The following is a 15837-nucleotide window of genomic DNA, read 5'->3' on the forward strand; positions in this document are numbered from 1 at the left end:
AAAATGGAACTTCAATACAAATGGGAAGATATATTTAAAGCTGGACGTTTAGGGGTGAATCCAAGAAAAATAAGTGTTGGAGTAAAAGGTTTATTTTATGGGGTCTTACTATACAGTGTCCTATCTTATATAGCCTTAGTAGTTTCAGGATGGCAGATAAAGGAAATTTGGCAAACATTTAGATTTATTCCAGCTCCTTTTGTTAAAGGAAATCTAAATCTTATTGGGATTATAATTTACATAATAGCTTGCTTGGGCACCCTTTTCTTTTATCTTGTGACTCTTACAGCAATTTCTAAGATTACTTTTGAGCAATTAAAAGGGGATGAGTTCTACGAAGCGAAAGAAGCTTGGTCCTTTGCTTGGAAGAATTGGAAAGGAGCTTTTGGATCTCCTTTATTCTTAGCAATAGCCATCTTCTGTTTCCTCTTAGTGGGTGTGGTGATGGCATTAATTGTTCGTCTCCCTCATGTGGGACCAATCTTTATAAGTTTGTTTTCTTTTCCTCTTATAGGAGGAGCTTTCTTAATTGTTTATCTAACAATTGTGACAATGGTTGTTCTCATTGCTGGTCCTGCTATAGTGGGAACTACAAATAGTGATACTTTTGATACTGTATTTGAGGGCTTTTCTTTAATTAATGACCAAACTTGGAGATTTCTGCTATGGGAAGTAATTCTTCTTTTGTTTACCTTAATTTGCACTTTTATTCTTGCATATTTAGCTAAAAAAGCCTTGTGGCTAACAAATATTGTTTTTACAAAATGGGGTGGAAAGAATTGGCCTATTATGTGGGGAAATGCAAAATGGTTATTATATATCCCGAATTTCTTCCCTATTATTGTCGGGAAATTCTTTCCCTCGATTGTCTTTCCAAACGTAGAATTTGTAACTGAAGGGGTGGCTAAATCTACTCTTGTGGCAAGTTTCATCTTAGGTCTTACACTATATCTTATAGTCTTCATCGTATTAGGATATGGATTATCAGTTTTAGGTTCTGGACAAACAGTTATCTATACAATACTTGTGAAGTTTAAAGATAAGAAAGACCTTCTTGAAGAGAAAGAAGAACTTTTTGGAGAAGAAGTTAAAGAAGAAGAGAAAAAAGAGGAAGAAAAAGAGAAGAAAGCCACACCAAAAAGAAGAGTAAGAAAGAAAAAAGCAGAAAAGAAAAAATAGTTTAAAATTTATTGCTTATTTACTTTCTCTTCTAAGATTCTAAGTGTATTTCTGGACAAAATTCCGGGAGGAAGAAGAGGGTAATTTTTTATCAATTCTTTAAAATACTCTTTTGTCTTTTTGGGTTTCTCTTCCATCCAATTCATACCAAGTTTAAAAATCACATAAGGATAAATAATAGAGTCTGAGGGTATTTTTTTTAAATAAAGAGTTTCCGGAGAAATAACAAAATACCGAATATAAGGAGAGTGAAAAGAAAATAAACTATCTTTAGAAACTCCTATTTCTCTTTTTATATATTCTATGAGTTCTTCTCTATCCACCTCAAGATTAAAGAGCAAGAATAAATTTAAGGAAAAAATATCACCTTTTGTGGCAGATTCTTTTATTTCTTCAATTCCTCCTTTAATATCACCCTTTAAAATTTTAATACACCCTGTAAGTCTTTTATCTTGAGTTAGAGACAAAGCTTTTTCATATTCACTATTTCTAATAAAATCAAGAATTATTTTTTCGTTTTCTATCTTTTGGTCCTCGGAGAAAAAAAATAATAATATTAAAGGAATCATTCAATTAACCTCCTAAAATAATCCTCTATTTCCTTCTTATATTCATAAGGATAAGGCTCCTCTTCTATTCTTTTCTTAAGAAGTTCTCTTAATCTCTTCTTCTCTTCTCCCAAATTCTCTGGAAGTTTTACCCTCTCTGGAGCTACAAAAATCCCAGGTTCGGAATATCTTCTGGTTGACAAATCTCCTTCCCTTATTGATCTTTCTGCCTCAAGCAATCTATCTAAAACCTTTCTCTGCCTTTCAATAATTTCCTTATCAATAAATCCCTTTTCTAAGCTTTCTGCCATTTCTTTCATTTCATCCGAAAGAGGACCAAAAGCACTTCCCATTTCTTCTAATTTTTGAGCAAGTTGACGTTGTTTCTCTGCCAATTCTTTTAAATAGCTCTCCCCTCCTGAAGTAGGCACAGGTAAAAGGGACATTTTATTTAACTCATTCAAGATCGCACTTTGTTCTTCAATGAGCTCTTTTAGAGCACCCGCAAGACTCTTCCCCCCTCCAGGAGGGGAAAAAAGTTTTAATATTGCTTGAATTATTAAATCATTAACCCTTTCCATTGATGTCCGTGGAACTTCTCTTACCTTTAACTCTTCGCTTAAGGCTCTCATCTTTTCTTTTGCTCTTTGAAGGTCTTTGAAAACCTCTGGTGAGAATGAAAGACTCTTAAGAAATATACTCTTTAATTCCTTTTCTATTCTATCAATAGATTCTGAAAGCCCAAGTTCAATTAAAGCTTTTTCAATACCATGTCTTCTTTCAATAAGCTCATTATGAGTGTTGAGGACAAAACAAAGTTCCCAACCTTTTTTTCTAATCAGGTTTTTTACTTCTTCTCCAAACTTGGAATTTCTTAAAGAATTAAGAGATAAGTTTAGATTCCTTAAGTTCTCTTCAATATTTTTTGCAATTTCTTTATCCATCTTTCCTTCTTTCATAAATTCAGCTAATTTCTTCATATTCTCTATGGTCATTGTTTCCTTAAAGTCCGAAGCCAATTTTTTTATTTCACTATTTTTCGACTCTCTCATCTCTTGTAGCAATTTTTCAAGTTCTTGAGCCAATTTTTCTTCCTGAGGTGAAAGAGAATCACTTGGCTTTCCCTGAGTTATTTCTTTTTGCTCCTCGTATATTTCTTCTGCCCTTTTTGAAAAATCACTTATCTCTAACAGACTCTTCAAATATTCAAGGCTTTTTTTGAAAATTTCTAACGATTCCAAAAGTTCCTTCTGATCTTTTGTTAGTTTTTTTAATTCCTCAGGAGAAAACTCTTTTTTTTCTATTAATTTTTCAAGAGCATTTAAAAATTCTTTCACATACTTATTATTTAGAATTTCTCTTATGTTTTCTATTTCCCTTGAAATCTCCGGGCTTTTTATTTTTTCTGTAAATTCTACAAGTTTTTCTACACCTTCAATTATATCTCTCTGAGTTTGGAGAGTCTTTCTTAACTCAATTTGATCTTCAGGTTTATGATAACCCTTATATAAGAAATCCTCAATCCTCTCAACCATCTCTTTGCTTTTATCTTCAAAATCACTTGTTGATTCTATAGCAGAATCACTTAAATTCCTATACTTTGCAAATATCTCCTCCAAAGTTGGCATATAAATGAAAACAGGTTGAGAAAAGGTCTTATTCCCTGCAAAATCTATTGCTATAGCTTTGAGTTTAATAGTATCTCCAGGTGGGAGGTTTTCTATCGCTAATACCGTAGAATCCACGATCATTTTTGAACCCTCTGGAATTTTAATTCTTATTTTATCTTTTCCATATAATAAGCTTATTGATCTCAACCCATAATCATCTTCTGCATTTAGTATAATAGGAACCTCCATTGACTCCCCAAGTTTATATTCCCCTTTAGGGTAAAGAAACTCAACATAAGGAGGTTCATCTTTTATAGGTTCTACAAGAAAACGAAGACTATAAGAAAAAAGTTCTAAACAATCTCTTAAATTTAAGACCTTTTCTTCCTTTTCTTTTAAAACAAAACTACAATAAAAGTTCTTTCCACTTATTGATTTATCAAATACTTCTCCTTCCAGTTTACCTATTTCAACGTTCGCCTCCCCACTAATAACGATCTTCGTCCCTTCTAAAGCCTGAATAAAAATCTCTTTTTCTATCTTATACAAAGTATCGGAAAAGGGCCTCTTCCCAAGATAAGAAGGAAATTGATAGGTAAGTATTAATTTTCTTAACAATAAGGGAGAAAATACCTCGATCTTCCTTTTTTCGCTTTTCCATATTCTATAACCAACTTGAATTTCTGTAGTTTTTTCAAGATTTAATATAACCCCAAATTTTCCATTTCCAAAATTAAACATTTTTTTCTTCTCTTCCCCATAAAATGCATACATTTTTTTTAATTGATTGCTTCTTGCAAGAACAAGTGTATTCCCTTCTTCTCTTGCCACCTCACTTAGATAAGTTATAGAAGGTTTCTCTGATATTCTTATAAGAATTATATTTTGAAAATAAAAAAATATAGCTATTATAGATAAAAGGATTAAAGACATAAGACTTTTCTTTCCTATTTTTATAGGAACCAATTCCTTTATGTTGATCTTTCTTAATATAGAATAAGCTTCTTCTACCGCTCTTTTCTTATATTTTGAAGAATCAAAAATAGAAGGATAAGGATCTATTAAAAGATATAATCTCCCCTCTAAACCTTGAAGCTTATTCTCAAGAAACTCTACAACTTCTAATAAAGAAGGTTTTCTTCTGAACGAGTAGAAAAATGGGGAAATTAATGTCAAAGGGAAAAGAAACCATTCCAAGGTGGTCATATAAAAAAATCTATTGTAAAACAACCAAAAAAGATAAAAGGAAATTGAAAAGGAAGCTCCAATAATGAACTTGTTCACCATCCAATTTATAAACATTCTTTTATAGATAGGAATTAAAAACTTATTTATCTTTTCCATTTTTTAAATAATATCCTTTATTTATAAAAAATCAATAAGAAGACCTTGACAAAAATATACTTCTGGTTAAAATAGCCTCAAAGAGGCTCCGTCGTCTAATGGCTTAGGACATCACTCTTTCAAGGTGAAGATGGGGGTTCGATTCCCCTCGGAGCTAATTATATTCTTGACAAAATACCAAAAATTTATTAATATTTTATTGGAGGAAAATAGAAACGTTGAGGAAGCTTCTAAGAGGCATAATATGCATTCTTTTAATTTATGGATGCATTAAATATGCCTCAGAAGAACAATTTAATGAAATAAAAGTAAGGGAAAGCGCTGTTAAAGCTTTAAAATTAGAGATAGAGAAAACAAAAAAGAATTTATCTCAGTTAGAAGAAGAGACTGAGAAAAGAAATAAAGTTGTCCAGTTGGAACCTCAATTATCAGAAAAAAAAGAATTTAGCCTATGTAGAAAATTAAATCCAGAAGAAGCGGATTCTATTATTAAGGCATTAAGAATGGAAGAAGAAGAATTAAAAAAAGAACTTGAAAAGCTTCAAGAAAAATTTGAAGCGAAGGATGTGGGAATTTTTTCTCCAGAGGAAAAAAGTGTTGTCTTTGAGGAAAAACTTTCTCCCAAAAATGTAGAGATTCTCTCTTATAAAGTAAAACCAGGTGATTATCTATCTAAAATAGCGGAATTCCCAGAAATCTATGGTAGAGGAAATTATAGGAGATGGAGAGACATTTATAACGCAAACAAGGATAAAATTAAAGATCCTAATTTGATATTACCAGGGTGGAATCTGAATATACCAAGACCTTGACTTTTAACATAATTAACAAAGAGATAGCTTTCTATCTATTAAAGGGAGGGTTTCCAAAAATCTATGATTAAACAATCATTAAACTTAGATAATATCCCAAGTATTGCTCTTTTAGGGATAAAAGATGAAAATATAAACTTCCTTGAGAAACATCTAGGAGTAAAGATAACAGTTAGAGGTTCTTATTTAACAATCACAGGGGAAGAAGAAAGGGTTCAAAAGTCCGTTACACTAATAGAAGAATTAATAAAGTCACTTGAAAAAGGAAGTAGGCTTACAACAAGTGATATAGAATACTTCCTTTATACCAAAAATAATAACAAGAAAAACATTATATTATTGCCAGATTATGTTATAAAGCCAAGAACTTCTAATCAATCAAAGTATCTTGAAGAAATAGAAAAGAACGTTATAACAATCGCAATAGGACCAGCAGGAACAGGGAAAACTTATCTAGCTGTGGCTTCAGCCATTTCTGCTCTTCTCTCTAAGAAGGTCTCTCGAATAATACTCGCAAGACCAGCTGTTGAAGCTGGAGAAAGTTTAGGATTTTTACCTGGAGATTATGAAGAAAAAGTTAGACCTTATCTTACCCCTCTTTATGATGCAATTTCTGAAATGATGCCCGCTAGAAGAATCCAACAGTATATGGATAACAACATTATAGAAATAGCTCCTCTTGCTTTTATGCGAGGAAGAAACTTAAAAGACTCTTTTATAATTCTTGATGAAGCACAAAACACAACTCACACACAAATGAAGATGTTTTTAACTAGAATTGGAGAAAGATCAAAAGCTGTAATAACAGGAGATATAACGCAAATAGACCTTCCAGATAGAACCACATCAGGTCTTATAGAACTTAAGGATATTTTAAAGGGATTAAAGGACATTTCTTTTGTGTATCTTGATGAAAGTGACGTCGTAAGAAATCCTGTGGTTGAAAAAATAGTCCGGGCTTATAAGAAATATGAAGAAAATAAAAGTAAATAAAGAGACTTTCATATTTTCTATTTTACTTCTTTTTATCTTCGATGTTTTTTACCCATATAAATGGAAGATTAGAGTTTTAAAAGAAGGAGAGATAGCCTTAAAACCTATAATAGCTCCCACAACTTTCAAAATCCTAAAATTACCCGAAGTCTTAAATGAAGAAAGAGAAAAAGTTGCGGCTCAGGTTCCGCCTGTCCTTAAATTGATAAAGGAGAGAACTCCAGAAAGGTTATTTCCTAAAGTAGATTCCCTTATTACTTTCCGTGCCAATGAATCTCCACACAAAAACAAAATTTTAGGAGAAAAAGAAGAAATAAAGGAAGTATTTTTTGAGATTTACAGAAGAGGTATTATATCAAATAAAGAAAATTTACCTGAGAGTGAGAGTAGCAAAATTCTTATAGAAGGGAATGGTAAAGATATTCTTATAGATCGAGATGTGATTCTAAGTCAGAAAGAAGCAGCAGAAATTTTTGCTCAAAAAATTAAGGAAGCTTTTAAACCATATGAAGTTAAAGAAACATTTATTGAAGAGATAAAAAAATATATTGAGCCAAATTTACTAATTGATTTTGCTGAAACAGAAAAAATGAGAGATGAAGCAAAGAAATCAGTCTCTGACTCAATCGGAGTCGTTCGGGAAGGAGAAAAAATAATTGATGCTCATGAAGTTGTAACCCTAGACATTTATAGAAAATTATATTCTCTTAGAAAACATCAAGATCAGAAATATTATTATTCCATTTTTTCTATTCTTGGAAGAACACAATTATACTTTATCTTCGTTTCTCTTTTTGTCTTTATATTTATCTTCTTTCGGATAGAAAAAGTTTATAAAAACAATAAATATCTTTATTTGTTTTTAATAAATATTTCAATAATCCTCTTCTTATATAGAATTCTACCTAAATATTTAATTCCACTTTCAAGCTTTGTCATTTTTCTTTCCCTTTCTATTGGCGTAGACTTTGGAATATTATTAGTATTAACAAGCTTTCTTACCATCTCAATATACGAAAATTTCTCTGTTGTTAATCTGATTCCTATAATTACAGGAGCTCTTGTTGGGGGTGCTCTTAGTACTAATTTTAAGAATAGAGAGGAACTTTATCGTATTGGATTTGTTGTTGGAGGGGTAACAGCGTTTTTAATTCTTGGTATTGAACTTTATAATAATTCAAGTTTAATCAATATTCTGGTTGGTTTTTTCTCAGGGGTTAGTAATGGAGCCTTCTCTATTCTCATATTATTTGGACTTCTATATGTTTTTGAGCGTTTATTTCACATAACCACTAATTTTACCTGGATGGAATACTCTGATTTAAATTATCCATTACTTAAAAGATTAGCAAAAGAAGCTCCTGGAACCTATCAACACGCTCTTATGGTAAGCACTCTTGCGGAAAACGCGGGAGAGGTAATAGGAGCAAATTCTCTTCTTGCAAAAGTTGGAGGTCTATTTCATGATATTGGGAAATTAAAAAGACCTCAATATTTTGCAGAAAACTTTAAAGATAATAACAATCCCCATGACGAACTTCCTCCAAAACTTTCGGCAATTATTATCAAATCACACGTTAAAGACGCAATAGAAATGGCAAAAGAAAACAAACTCCCAGAAGAAATAATTAATATTATTAAACAACATCAAGGGAGATCTTTGATAAGACCTTTTTACGAAAAAGCAAAAAAAATGCTTGATGAAGTAGATGAAGAGTTTTTTAGATACAACGCTGAGTTACCAACTAGTAAGGAAGCCAGTATTATTATGCTTGCCGATATGGTTGAAGCTACTGTTAGATCTCTTGACAATCCTACATTAGAAGAAATACAAAATACAGTAAAAGAGAGAATAAATAGAGCTATTAGTAATGGCTTACTCAGCAAATCAGAACTCTCTTTAGAAGAAATTGAACTTATAATTCAAGAATTTTCGCAGAACTTAGGTGGTTTTTATCATCATCGTCCTAAATACCCTACGGAGGTTAAATAAATTATGGAAATTTTTATTAATAATCTTCCTCTATTTGAAAAAGAAATAAGAGAAGTTGCTGAAAAAGTAGTGAAAGGTGAGAAATTAGAAGGAGAACTATCCATAACTTTTATAGATGACGCACAAATGGAGGAACTAAATAAGAAGTTTAGAAAAAGAGAAGGGGTCACAGATGTTTTAGCTTTTGCCTTTCATATTCCTCAACTTTTAGGAGATATTTATATTTGCGTTCCTCAAGCTTTGCGTCAGAAGAAGGGAAGTATTCTTGATGAACTGAAACTTCTTACAGTTCATGGAATTTTACACATTGCGGGTTACTCTGACGAAACAGAGGAAGATAGAAAAAAAATGAGGGAGAAAGAAAAAGAATATCTATCTTAATTAAATTTCTTCTTAGAAAGGCAATCCTAAATAGATTTCGTAATAGGTTCCTTCGTAAATACTGTGTAAATCGGTCCTTTTAGAAATATCAAAATTCAAAACTGCTATTCCAAGGTTAAGTCTAAATTCTACACCAAAGGACATAACGGGATCCACAAGTCTTATCCAATTTTCCTCTATTGTGAAAAACTTTAATTTTTTATAATCATATGTAGCAACTCCAAAGTCTGAGAAAAGAGCCCCATCAATTCCACTTAAGGAAATAGGAGGAAAACCTAGCTCCAACCTTTTTATTAAAGGAAGTCTCAATTCCATCTTTATTAACCCTGCAGAGTTTCCTGTTTGAGTATAATAATCATATCCTCTAACCGTCCTACTACCACCAATCCCGAAAATTCCAAATAATTCCGCATCTCTACCCCAAGAGTGGATCAAGAATAAGCGGAATGCTAAACTATATCCAGTGGTGAGATAAAAGTAATCTCTGAAATCTAAATAAGCTGTGGAAATATCCCAATACCTTTCTCCTTTCAAAAGAGACTTACTAAAAGAAATTCTTCCTCTTGTTCCTTTTATAGGATTTATATTCCCCCAAACTGCATTATCATGGATTAGAGATATATCTCCCATTAAACCAAAATTAGGTAAACCTGTAGAAGGAATTCTTATCCACCATCCTGGGTATTCTGGTAAAGGTATCCATAATTCTTCCCCAAGATAGTAAGAACTTAAACCAAGCTCAATTCTTCTAAACCTATTAAAAGGATATATAACAATACCATTTAAATTCCAAATATCTCCTGCGGCCGGAAGCCCTCCTCCAAGAAGAAAATATCCCACTTGTCTTATTACAGAAGCTGCGAAATCCACTCTATTTTTGAGATAAAGGTATTCAATATAAAAATTACTTTCTGTAAGATCTCCTGTATTATCAAATACCCCATAGATTTGATGATTACCAAGCATATCGCTAAGACCCAATGCTCCATATCCATAAACACCATAATCTAAATAATAACCCAAAGCTCCAAATAAATAATCAACCCCAAACATTAAAGGAGCTCTTTCGTCCCCTTTCCCTTCTTTTTCCATAACCACAGGGATAAACTCTTCTAACTCAAAATCCATAGGTGGATTTGGGTCTTTTTCTTTTAATTCTTCTATTGAATCTAAAAAATATATATCCCATCCAAGATTTGAATAAACACAAAGAGATAGATGCCCTGAATTTGAGATAGAAAAACCATCAATAGAACCAACAATATCTGTAAGTTGTTTTATAGCCTTTTCTTTGGGTTTATACACATATAAATTCTTACTCCCATCTCTATAAGAGATGAAATACACCATAGAATTGTAAACCTGAGGAGCTATAATTTCTTTACCAAAGGAAAAATATTTTCTTATTTTACCTTTTAAATCAGTAATATATAAATCTTTTTTCTCATATTCCCAAAGATCCATTTCTGGTCTATCACTAACAAAAATTATAGAATCACCAAACCAGGTAGGATAATCATCAGAATAAATATCATGGGTTATATTTAAAACTTCTTTGCTTTTAAGGTCATAAACGTAAATATCTGAAGAAGCATTTTTAAGCCCACTAAAAGCGATTTTTACTCCATTAGGAGAAAACTCTGGCCATCTTATTCTGTCCAAGTCTAAATCTATTCTATCTAATATCCTCTTTTCTCTTATATCCATTACATATAGGACATCTTTCCCTTTCTCCATAGCAGAAAAAACAATTCTATTTCCATCCTGAGAAAAATCAACATGCCCATCCATAAGGTGAAGAGATTCAAACTTCGAAGTAAGCCCACCCTTAACAAGAGTTCCCAGATCTTCTTTAGTAAGAGTAGAGATCACCTTAATTTGAACTTCTCCAACTTTATCTGTAAAATAAATTACCTTGTCTCCTTCTGGAGAAATGGCTGGAGCATAATTATATAAATCTTCAAAACCTTTATGCGTAACAATTGGTCTTGCAAAATCATTTATGTATTGTTTTTCTTTTATAATAGGCCAGTATTTTTTCTTTAATTCCTGCTCCCACTCCGTGTTTAATCTCCCGACACCAATACCCAACACACTACTTAAGGCTTCTTCAAAAGAATTTGTGTGTCTCATTTTACTCACAATTTCTCCGATTTTCTCATCACCATATTTTTTTCTTATGTAATATAAGATTGATTGCCCTTGTTTGTAGATAGGATAACCTCCCATTCTACTTAATTGAGAAATAGAGAAGAGTTTATTGGTTAGAACAGCATCCTTTATGTAAGTTTCTGCACTCTCATCCCATCCCAAAGATTCGAATTCTGCCATTCCTTCTATAAACCATAAAGGAATATCAGAAGCTAAAGCTCTTTTAATTGCATCTACACCTTTTCCATAAAGAAGACGGTATTGAAATATATGAACTAACTCATGAGCCAAGACGTGTCTAAAATCAGAATAAGATCCTGTGAAAGGCAAAACAATTCTGTGCTTAAAAATCTCAGAAAATCCTCCAACTCCTTCCGGAATCCTATCCAGGATTATATTAGTTTCTTGAAAATCTGGATGAGACTTATAAAGAATTACAGGGATCTTCTCTTCAAATTTTCTTTCTTTGTAATTGAGTCTTTTTTTCAACTTTTCGTAAGTTTCTTCAAGCACCTTAATTGCAAAAGGCAAAAGAATCTTTTCTTCTTCATAATAATATATAGAGAAATGGTCTGTTTCGTGCAAAAGCCAATGATGACTTCTATACTGAATTTTGTTTTGCTCAAAAAGGTATTGAGAGGTTAATAAAAGAAATAAAATCATAATATCGCTCCTATTATAAAACCTATAAGAAGCCCTCCCGCAAAAACCCAAGCAAGTAATTTTGCATCCATTATTTCTCTTTTATAACCCATCTTAATTGCCAAAAAAGACAAAAAATTCCCTATTGCATTTATGAGAAAAAGAAAAGGAAGAGCTAAAAATTTAACTATCACATTCCCTATAATAGGGATCCCACCCAAAAGAGAAACAAGACTTGCCCAACCCTGAGCTACTAAACCAAAAAGAAACACCCCTATTCCTATTAAGAGTTTATCCCATCGGTAATAAATCCCCAAGGAAATCACAATACCACTTACAAAAATAAGAACAATCAATTGAATCCACTTCCTTCTTGGAGTCTCCGACTCTTCCAATAAAATACTATTCTCTATTTTTACTTTCTCAAGAGAAACCATATTTTGTTTCTTATCTTTAGACCTTTTCGAGTTAATAACAGTTCCCCTCTTCTTTATTTTATCAACCATAATTTTTTGTCAAGGGTTCTATATTGAATTGCTTCGGCTAGATGATGAGGTTGAATTCTTTCTTCCCCTTCAAGATCAGAGATTGTTCTCGCCATCTTTAAGACTCTATCTAAAGCTCTTAAAGAAAACCCAAACTTCTCCATTGCGGTGTTAAGTATTTCTTTTCCATCCTCTCCAATTTCGCAATATTTTCTCACCATCCTTGAATTTAGATGAGCATTAAAAAATATTCCTTCTTTTTTGTATCTTTCCTCCTGAATCTTTCTACAACGTTCGATTCTATCCCTTATTACTTCTGAACTCTCACCAGGTTCTTCATTCATTATTTCATTATACTTAACTCTTCCCACAGTAATATGCATATCAATTCTGTCAAGTAAGGGACCAGAAATCTTTGCACGATAACGTTCTATTTGAGAAGGAGAGCAGGTGCATTCTATATAAGAATCTCCAAAATATCCGCAGGGACAGGGATTCATAGCCCCAATTAACATAAACCGAGCAGGGTAAACAATCGTGGTTTTTGCTCTTGAGATTGTGACAAAACCATCTTCCAGAGGTTGCCTGAGAACCTCAAGGACATTTCTATTAAATTCTGGTAACTCATCTAAAAAAAGAATTCCATTATGAGCAAGGCTAACTTCTCCTGGTTGAGGATAAGCTCCTCCTCCAATTAACCCTGCATAAGAGATTGTATGATGAGGCGCTCTAAAAGGCCTTCTTGCTATAAGAGAAGTCTTTGGAGATAAAATTCCTGCAACAGAATGAATCTTTGTTGTTTCTATAGCTTCTTCAATACTCATTAAAGGAAGAATTGTAGGAATTCTTTTGGCAAGCATTGTTTTCCCAGAACCTGGAGGCCCTATCATCAGCACATTATGTCCTCCTGCAACTGCGATTTCAAGAGCCCTTTTTGCCAAATGTTGTCCTCTAACATCAGAAAAATCCAGATCAAATTTGGAATTCTCTTCAAAAATCTCTTTCACATTCATCGAAAAAGACGGTTTATATTTATCCTCTAAAACAAGAAGACATTCTTGCAAATTATCAACAGGGTAAACAAGAATCCCTTCTACAATTCCAGCCTCTTTAGCATTCGATGTTGGAACAACAATTCTTTTTATCTTACTCTCTTTTGCAAGAATTGAAGCAGATAAAACCCCCTTTACTTTTCTAATCCTACCATCTAGGGCAAGTTCTCCAATTATTAATGTTTCTTCTAAATGAAGAGGAGTGATCTGGCCTGAAGCAGAGAGGATCCCTATTGCTATTGGGAGATCTAAGGCTGTTCCTTCTTTTCTAATATCTGCAGGGGCAAGATTTACAGTAATTTTCTTAAGAGGAAATTCTAAATTAAGACTTTTTATTGCAGATTCAACTCTTTCCTTTGACTCCTTTACCGCTGTTTCTGGAAGACCCACTATTGTGAAAGAAGGAAGCCCTCTCGATAAACTAACCTCAACCTCAACAGTTTTAGCTTCAATACCCAAAAGGGCACAGGAAATAACCCTGGCTAATTCCAATAATCTTCTCCCTTCGTCCCTTTAAATAGAGTCCTTTTTGCTGAGATGCTTCTGACTCATTCCAATTCCTGTTCCGTAGCTTATCTCTCCATTATCCACTCTAATATGATAATGGCAATCAGGATTGGTACACACCCAAGCTTTATAGTGTATTGAAGCACCACCTTGTCCATAGTCAGATAAAGGAACAAGAACACCAAAATTACACTTTAAGCATTTTGGATATTCTATAATAAAATCCACATCCACCTCCCTTTTTAGGTTAACAAACACAATTTAACTCCAGGATCTGCTTTGTCTAAAATTATAATTTACTGCATAAATAAGTCAAGCCCTATAAAATTTTAAGCAAAATGGATTTCAATAAAGAGAAAAAATATGCATTATAATGGCGGAAATAAGAGCTACTGTAAAATTGTCATTTATTTTTAATGGTAGAGCTTCCCCAATAGTAGCTGCTATTGCCCCAAATATCAAAATTATAAGATGGATTGGAACTTTTATCCATTCAGAGAAAATAAGAGCAATTATCATTGTCGTAATAAAGAATGCAAGACTTCCTTCCAAAGTTTTCTCTCCTATTTTTATTTTTCCATATTTTGTTCCAATAATGGAGGCAGCGGCATCCCCAAAAAGCATATATGATAAACTAACAATAGCTATCCATTTTTTGAAAAATGCGATTACTATCGCGTTAGAAAGAAGGAAAGCTGTTGTCCCTGAAATAATAAAGCCTTCCTTCTCTCTTAAAATCCCATGAGAGTGTTCAACCATCACTTTCCAAAGATTTGGAGAAAGGTGCCTTATTACTTCAATAGGCGTCATTATCCCTAATAGGTATAAAATCAACATTTCAACAATTATTTTATTTGGAGAAAAATAGTAAATAAGTGGAAATACAATACCTGCGAAAATCCTATAAGTCTTTCTTGCTTTTAAACTCATTTATTCCCTCCTTTTATAAACTCTTTAACCACATCTATATTCAAGATAATCCCCACAGTAAAGAATATAAAAATAAACGGGAAAAAAAGAGGCATAGAATTCCAATACAAAAGAATCCATAAACTAAAAGCTAAAAGAAAAATCGGTAAAACAAACTTAGGGTTTCTTGGGCTTCTTTGAATTATAAAATATGAGGCAATGGCTATTAAGGAGAATTTAGGGAATAGATATATAAGAACACCTCCTGAACTTGCAACTCCTTTCCCTCCTCTAAAATTCAAAAATAAAGAATGGCAATGTCCAATCACTGCAAAAAGACCAACAATACCAGTCCAAAATAAACTAAAATGCAAAACTTTATCAGCTATTAACATTGGGATAACTGCTTTTATTGCATCTAAAACAAAAGTTAAAATTCCCCAAATAGCCCCAACTTCTCTAAAGACATTCCCTGCTCCTGGATTACCAGTCCCAACTTTCCTAATATCAATTCTTTTTAACTTTGAAATTAAAACAGCATTAGGGATAGAACCAAATAAATATCCGAGTAAAATTAGAAATAATACTTTAACCATAATATCAATTTTAATAGCGGGGGTGGGATTTGAACCCACGACCTTTGGGTTATGAGCCCAACGAGCTACCTGACTGCTCCACCCCGCGGTCAAATTATAATATAGGATTTAATTTTCTCTTGTCAAGTCCTTTTTCTCGGTTCATTCAAAATCAAATTATTTTTACCCAAGTTTCTAAAAGGGTTGACAAAATAGAAATAAGGAGTTAATAATGAAAAACTAAAAAGGAGGAGTAAATGGAGTTTTTAATTTTAGGCGGTCTAATATTAACAATGGATCTCTTTAAAAAAGCAAGTGAGGAGTTTGGAAACTCAATCAAAGCGCTCTCTGCATTAAAAGTTCCAATTGGCATTGTTGTTATATTAACAAGCATTGGATTCTGGGGCTCTCACGGAGCAGCTGGAACCTTCCAAGGAATCGTTGGTTTTATAGCAGGGGCAGTATTAATACTTGATTTGCTAAAGCTTTTAGTATCTAAAAAGGAAAGCGAAAAGCAACTTGAAAATGTAATGGCAGGTTTATCCATACCAATTGGGATACTTGCAATAATAGCTGGAATTGTTGGTCTTTTCTATAGGTAAAGAAGATTAATAAGGGATCTCTCATTAATGGGGGATCCCTTATTAAAAAGAGGC

The 15837-nt window shown here is 32.7% G+C and carries 14 protein-coding genes and 2 tRNA genes; 7 read left to right on the plus strand and 9 right to left on the minus strand.

What is annotated here, in order from left to right:
* The first annotated feature begins 3 nt into the window (after positions 1-3).
* The gene (locus tag ABIN61_04070; protein ID MEO0293385.1) at positions 4-1179 is read left to right on the plus strand and encodes a hypothetical protein; all 1176 of its coding nucleotides are present in this window, start codon (positions 4-6) and stop codon (positions 1177-1179) included.
* Positions 1180-1187: 8 nt separating this feature from the next.
* Here ABIN61_04070 and ABIN61_04075 read toward each other — a convergent pair whose 3' ends face one another.
* Positions 1188-1748: a hypothetical protein gene (locus ABIN61_04075; GenBank protein ID MEO0293386.1), complete on the minus strand. Its 561-nt coding sequence runs from the start codon at positions 1746-1748 to the stop codon at positions 1188-1190.
* A complete protein-coding gene (locus ABIN61_04080) occupies positions 1745-4681 on the minus strand; it encodes a hypothetical protein (protein MEO0293387.1) in 2937 nt (978 codons plus the stop codon). Before ABIN61_04080 ends, ABIN61_04075 begins: the two co-directional genes overlap by 4 nt.
* A gap of 84 nt (positions 4682-4765) precedes the next feature.
* On the opposite strand from ABIN61_04080, the gene ABIN61_04085 reads away from it, so the two are divergent.
* The 5 genes from ABIN61_04085 to ybeY all read left to right on the plus strand — a co-directional run bounded on the left by ABIN61_04085 (position 4766) and on the right by ybeY (position 8860).
* Positions 4766-4838, plus strand: a tRNA-Glu gene (locus ABIN61_04085).
* A gap of 61 nt (positions 4839-4899) precedes the next feature.
* A complete protein-coding gene (locus ABIN61_04090) occupies positions 4900-5493 on the plus strand; it encodes a LysM peptidoglycan-binding domain-containing protein (protein ID MEO0293388.1) in 594 nt (197 codons plus the stop codon).
* Positions 5494-5556: 63 nt separating this feature from the next.
* Positions 5557-6486: a PhoH family protein gene (locus ABIN61_04095; GenBank protein MEO0293389.1), complete on the plus strand. Its 930-nt coding sequence runs from the start codon at positions 5557-5559 to the stop codon at positions 6484-6486.
* The gene (locus ABIN61_04100) at positions 6464-8479 is read left to right on the plus strand and encodes an HDIG domain-containing metalloprotein (protein MEO0293390.1); all 2016 of its coding nucleotides are present in this window, start codon (positions 6464-6466) and stop codon (positions 8477-8479) included. Before ABIN61_04095 ends, ABIN61_04100 begins: the two co-directional genes overlap by 23 nt.
* A 3-nt stretch (positions 8480-8482) precedes the next feature.
* Entirely contained in the window at positions 8483-8860 is a 378-nt protein-coding gene (gene ybeY, locus ABIN61_04105) for an rRNA maturation RNase YbeY (protein MEO0293391.1), read from the plus strand.
* A 12-nt stretch (positions 8861-8872) separates the two neighbouring features.
* Here ybeY and ABIN61_04110 read toward each other — a convergent pair whose 3' ends face one another.
* The 7 genes from ABIN61_04110 to ABIN61_04140 all read right to left on the minus strand — a co-directional run bounded on the left by ABIN61_04110 (position 8873) and on the right by ABIN61_04140 (position 15290).
* Positions 8873-11674 (minus strand): hypothetical protein, encoded by a 2802-nt coding sequence (locus tag ABIN61_04110; GenBank protein ID MEO0293392.1) that lies wholly within the window; start codon positions 11672-11674, stop codon positions 8873-8875.
* Positions 11671-12159, minus strand: coding sequence for a hypothetical protein (locus ABIN61_04115; protein ID MEO0293393.1), 489 nt, complete (start codon positions 12157-12159; stop codon positions 11671-11673). Before ABIN61_04115 ends, ABIN61_04110 begins: the two co-directional genes overlap by 4 nt.
* On the minus strand, positions 12144-13682 hold the full coding sequence (locus tag ABIN61_04120) for a YifB family Mg chelatase-like AAA ATPase (protein MEO0293394.1): 1539 nt from the start codon (positions 13680-13682) through the stop codon (positions 12144-12146). Before ABIN61_04120 ends, ABIN61_04115 begins: the two co-directional genes overlap by 16 nt.
* A 21-nt stretch (positions 13683-13703) precedes the next feature.
* Complete coding sequence (locus ABIN61_04125) at positions 13704-13925, minus strand: hypothetical protein (GenBank protein ID MEO0293395.1); 222 nt, start codon at positions 13923-13925, stop codon at positions 13704-13706.
* Positions 13926-14042: 117 nt separating this feature from the next.
* Positions 14043-14627 carry a hypothetical protein gene (locus ABIN61_04130; GenBank protein MEO0293396.1) on the minus strand — a complete coding sequence of 195 codons (585 nt, stop codon included), beginning with the start codon at positions 14625-14627 and terminating at the stop codon, positions 14043-14045.
* Positions 14624-15202, minus strand: coding sequence for a glycerol-3-phosphate acyltransferase (locus tag ABIN61_04135; protein MEO0293397.1), 579 nt, complete (start codon positions 15200-15202; stop codon positions 14624-14626). The genes ABIN61_04130 and ABIN61_04135 overlap by 4 nt, the downstream gene beginning before the upstream one ends.
* 14 nt (positions 15203-15216) lie before the next feature.
* Positions 15217-15290, minus strand: a tRNA-Met gene (locus tag ABIN61_04140).
* A gap of 148 nt (positions 15291-15438) precedes the next feature.
* Here ABIN61_04140 and ABIN61_04145 point away from each other — a divergent pair.
* Positions 15439-15783: a hypothetical protein gene (locus ABIN61_04145; GenBank protein MEO0293398.1), complete on the plus strand. Its 345-nt coding sequence runs from the start codon at positions 15439-15441 to the stop codon at positions 15781-15783.
* Positions 15784-15837: the final 54 nt, after the last annotated feature.

It is taken from the genome of candidate division WOR-3 bacterium (assembly GCA_039804165.1).
Classification (GTDB): domain Bacteria; phylum Hydrothermota; class UBA3072; order UBA3072; family UBA3072; genus JAFGHJ01.

Coding starts and splice junctions, on each gene's coding strand:
- ybeY (MEO0293391.1), top strand. CDS start 8,483: ATGGAAATTTTTATTAATAATCTTCCTCTATTTGAAAAAGAAATAAGA.
- ABIN61_04080 (MEO0293387.1), bottom strand. CDS start 4,681: ATGGAAAAGATAAATAAGTTTTTAATTCCTATCTATAAAAGAATGTTT.
- ABIN61_04135 (MEO0293397.1), bottom strand. CDS start 15,202: ATGGTTAAAGTATTATTTCTAATTTTACTCGGATATTTATTTGGTTCT.
- ABIN61_04100 (MEO0293390.1), top strand. CDS start 6,464: ATGAAGAAAATAAAAGTAAATAAAGAGACTTTCATATTTTCTATTTTA.
- ABIN61_04070 (MEO0293385.1), top strand. CDS start 4: ATGGAACTTCAATACAAATGGGAAGATATATTTAAAGCTGGACGTTTA.
- ABIN61_04075 (MEO0293386.1), bottom strand. CDS start 1,748: ATGATTCCTTTAATATTATTATTTTTTTTCTCCGAGGACCAAAAGATA.
- ABIN61_04110 (MEO0293392.1), bottom strand. CDS start 11,674: ATGATTTTATTTCTTTTATTAACCTCTCAATACCTTTTTGAGCAAAAC.
- ABIN61_04145 (MEO0293398.1), top strand. CDS start 15,439: ATGGAGTTTTTAATTTTAGGCGGTCTAATATTAACAATGGATCTCTTT.
- ABIN61_04095 (MEO0293389.1), top strand. CDS start 5,557: ATGATTAAACAATCATTAAACTTAGATAATATCCCAAGTATTGCTCTT.
- ABIN61_04115 (MEO0293393.1), bottom strand. CDS start 12,159: ATGGTTGATAAAATAAAGAAGAGGGGAACTGTTATTAACTCGAAAAGG.
- ABIN61_04130 (MEO0293396.1), bottom strand. CDS start 14,627: ATGAGTTTAAAAGCAAGAAAGACTTATAGGATTTTCGCAGGTATTGTA.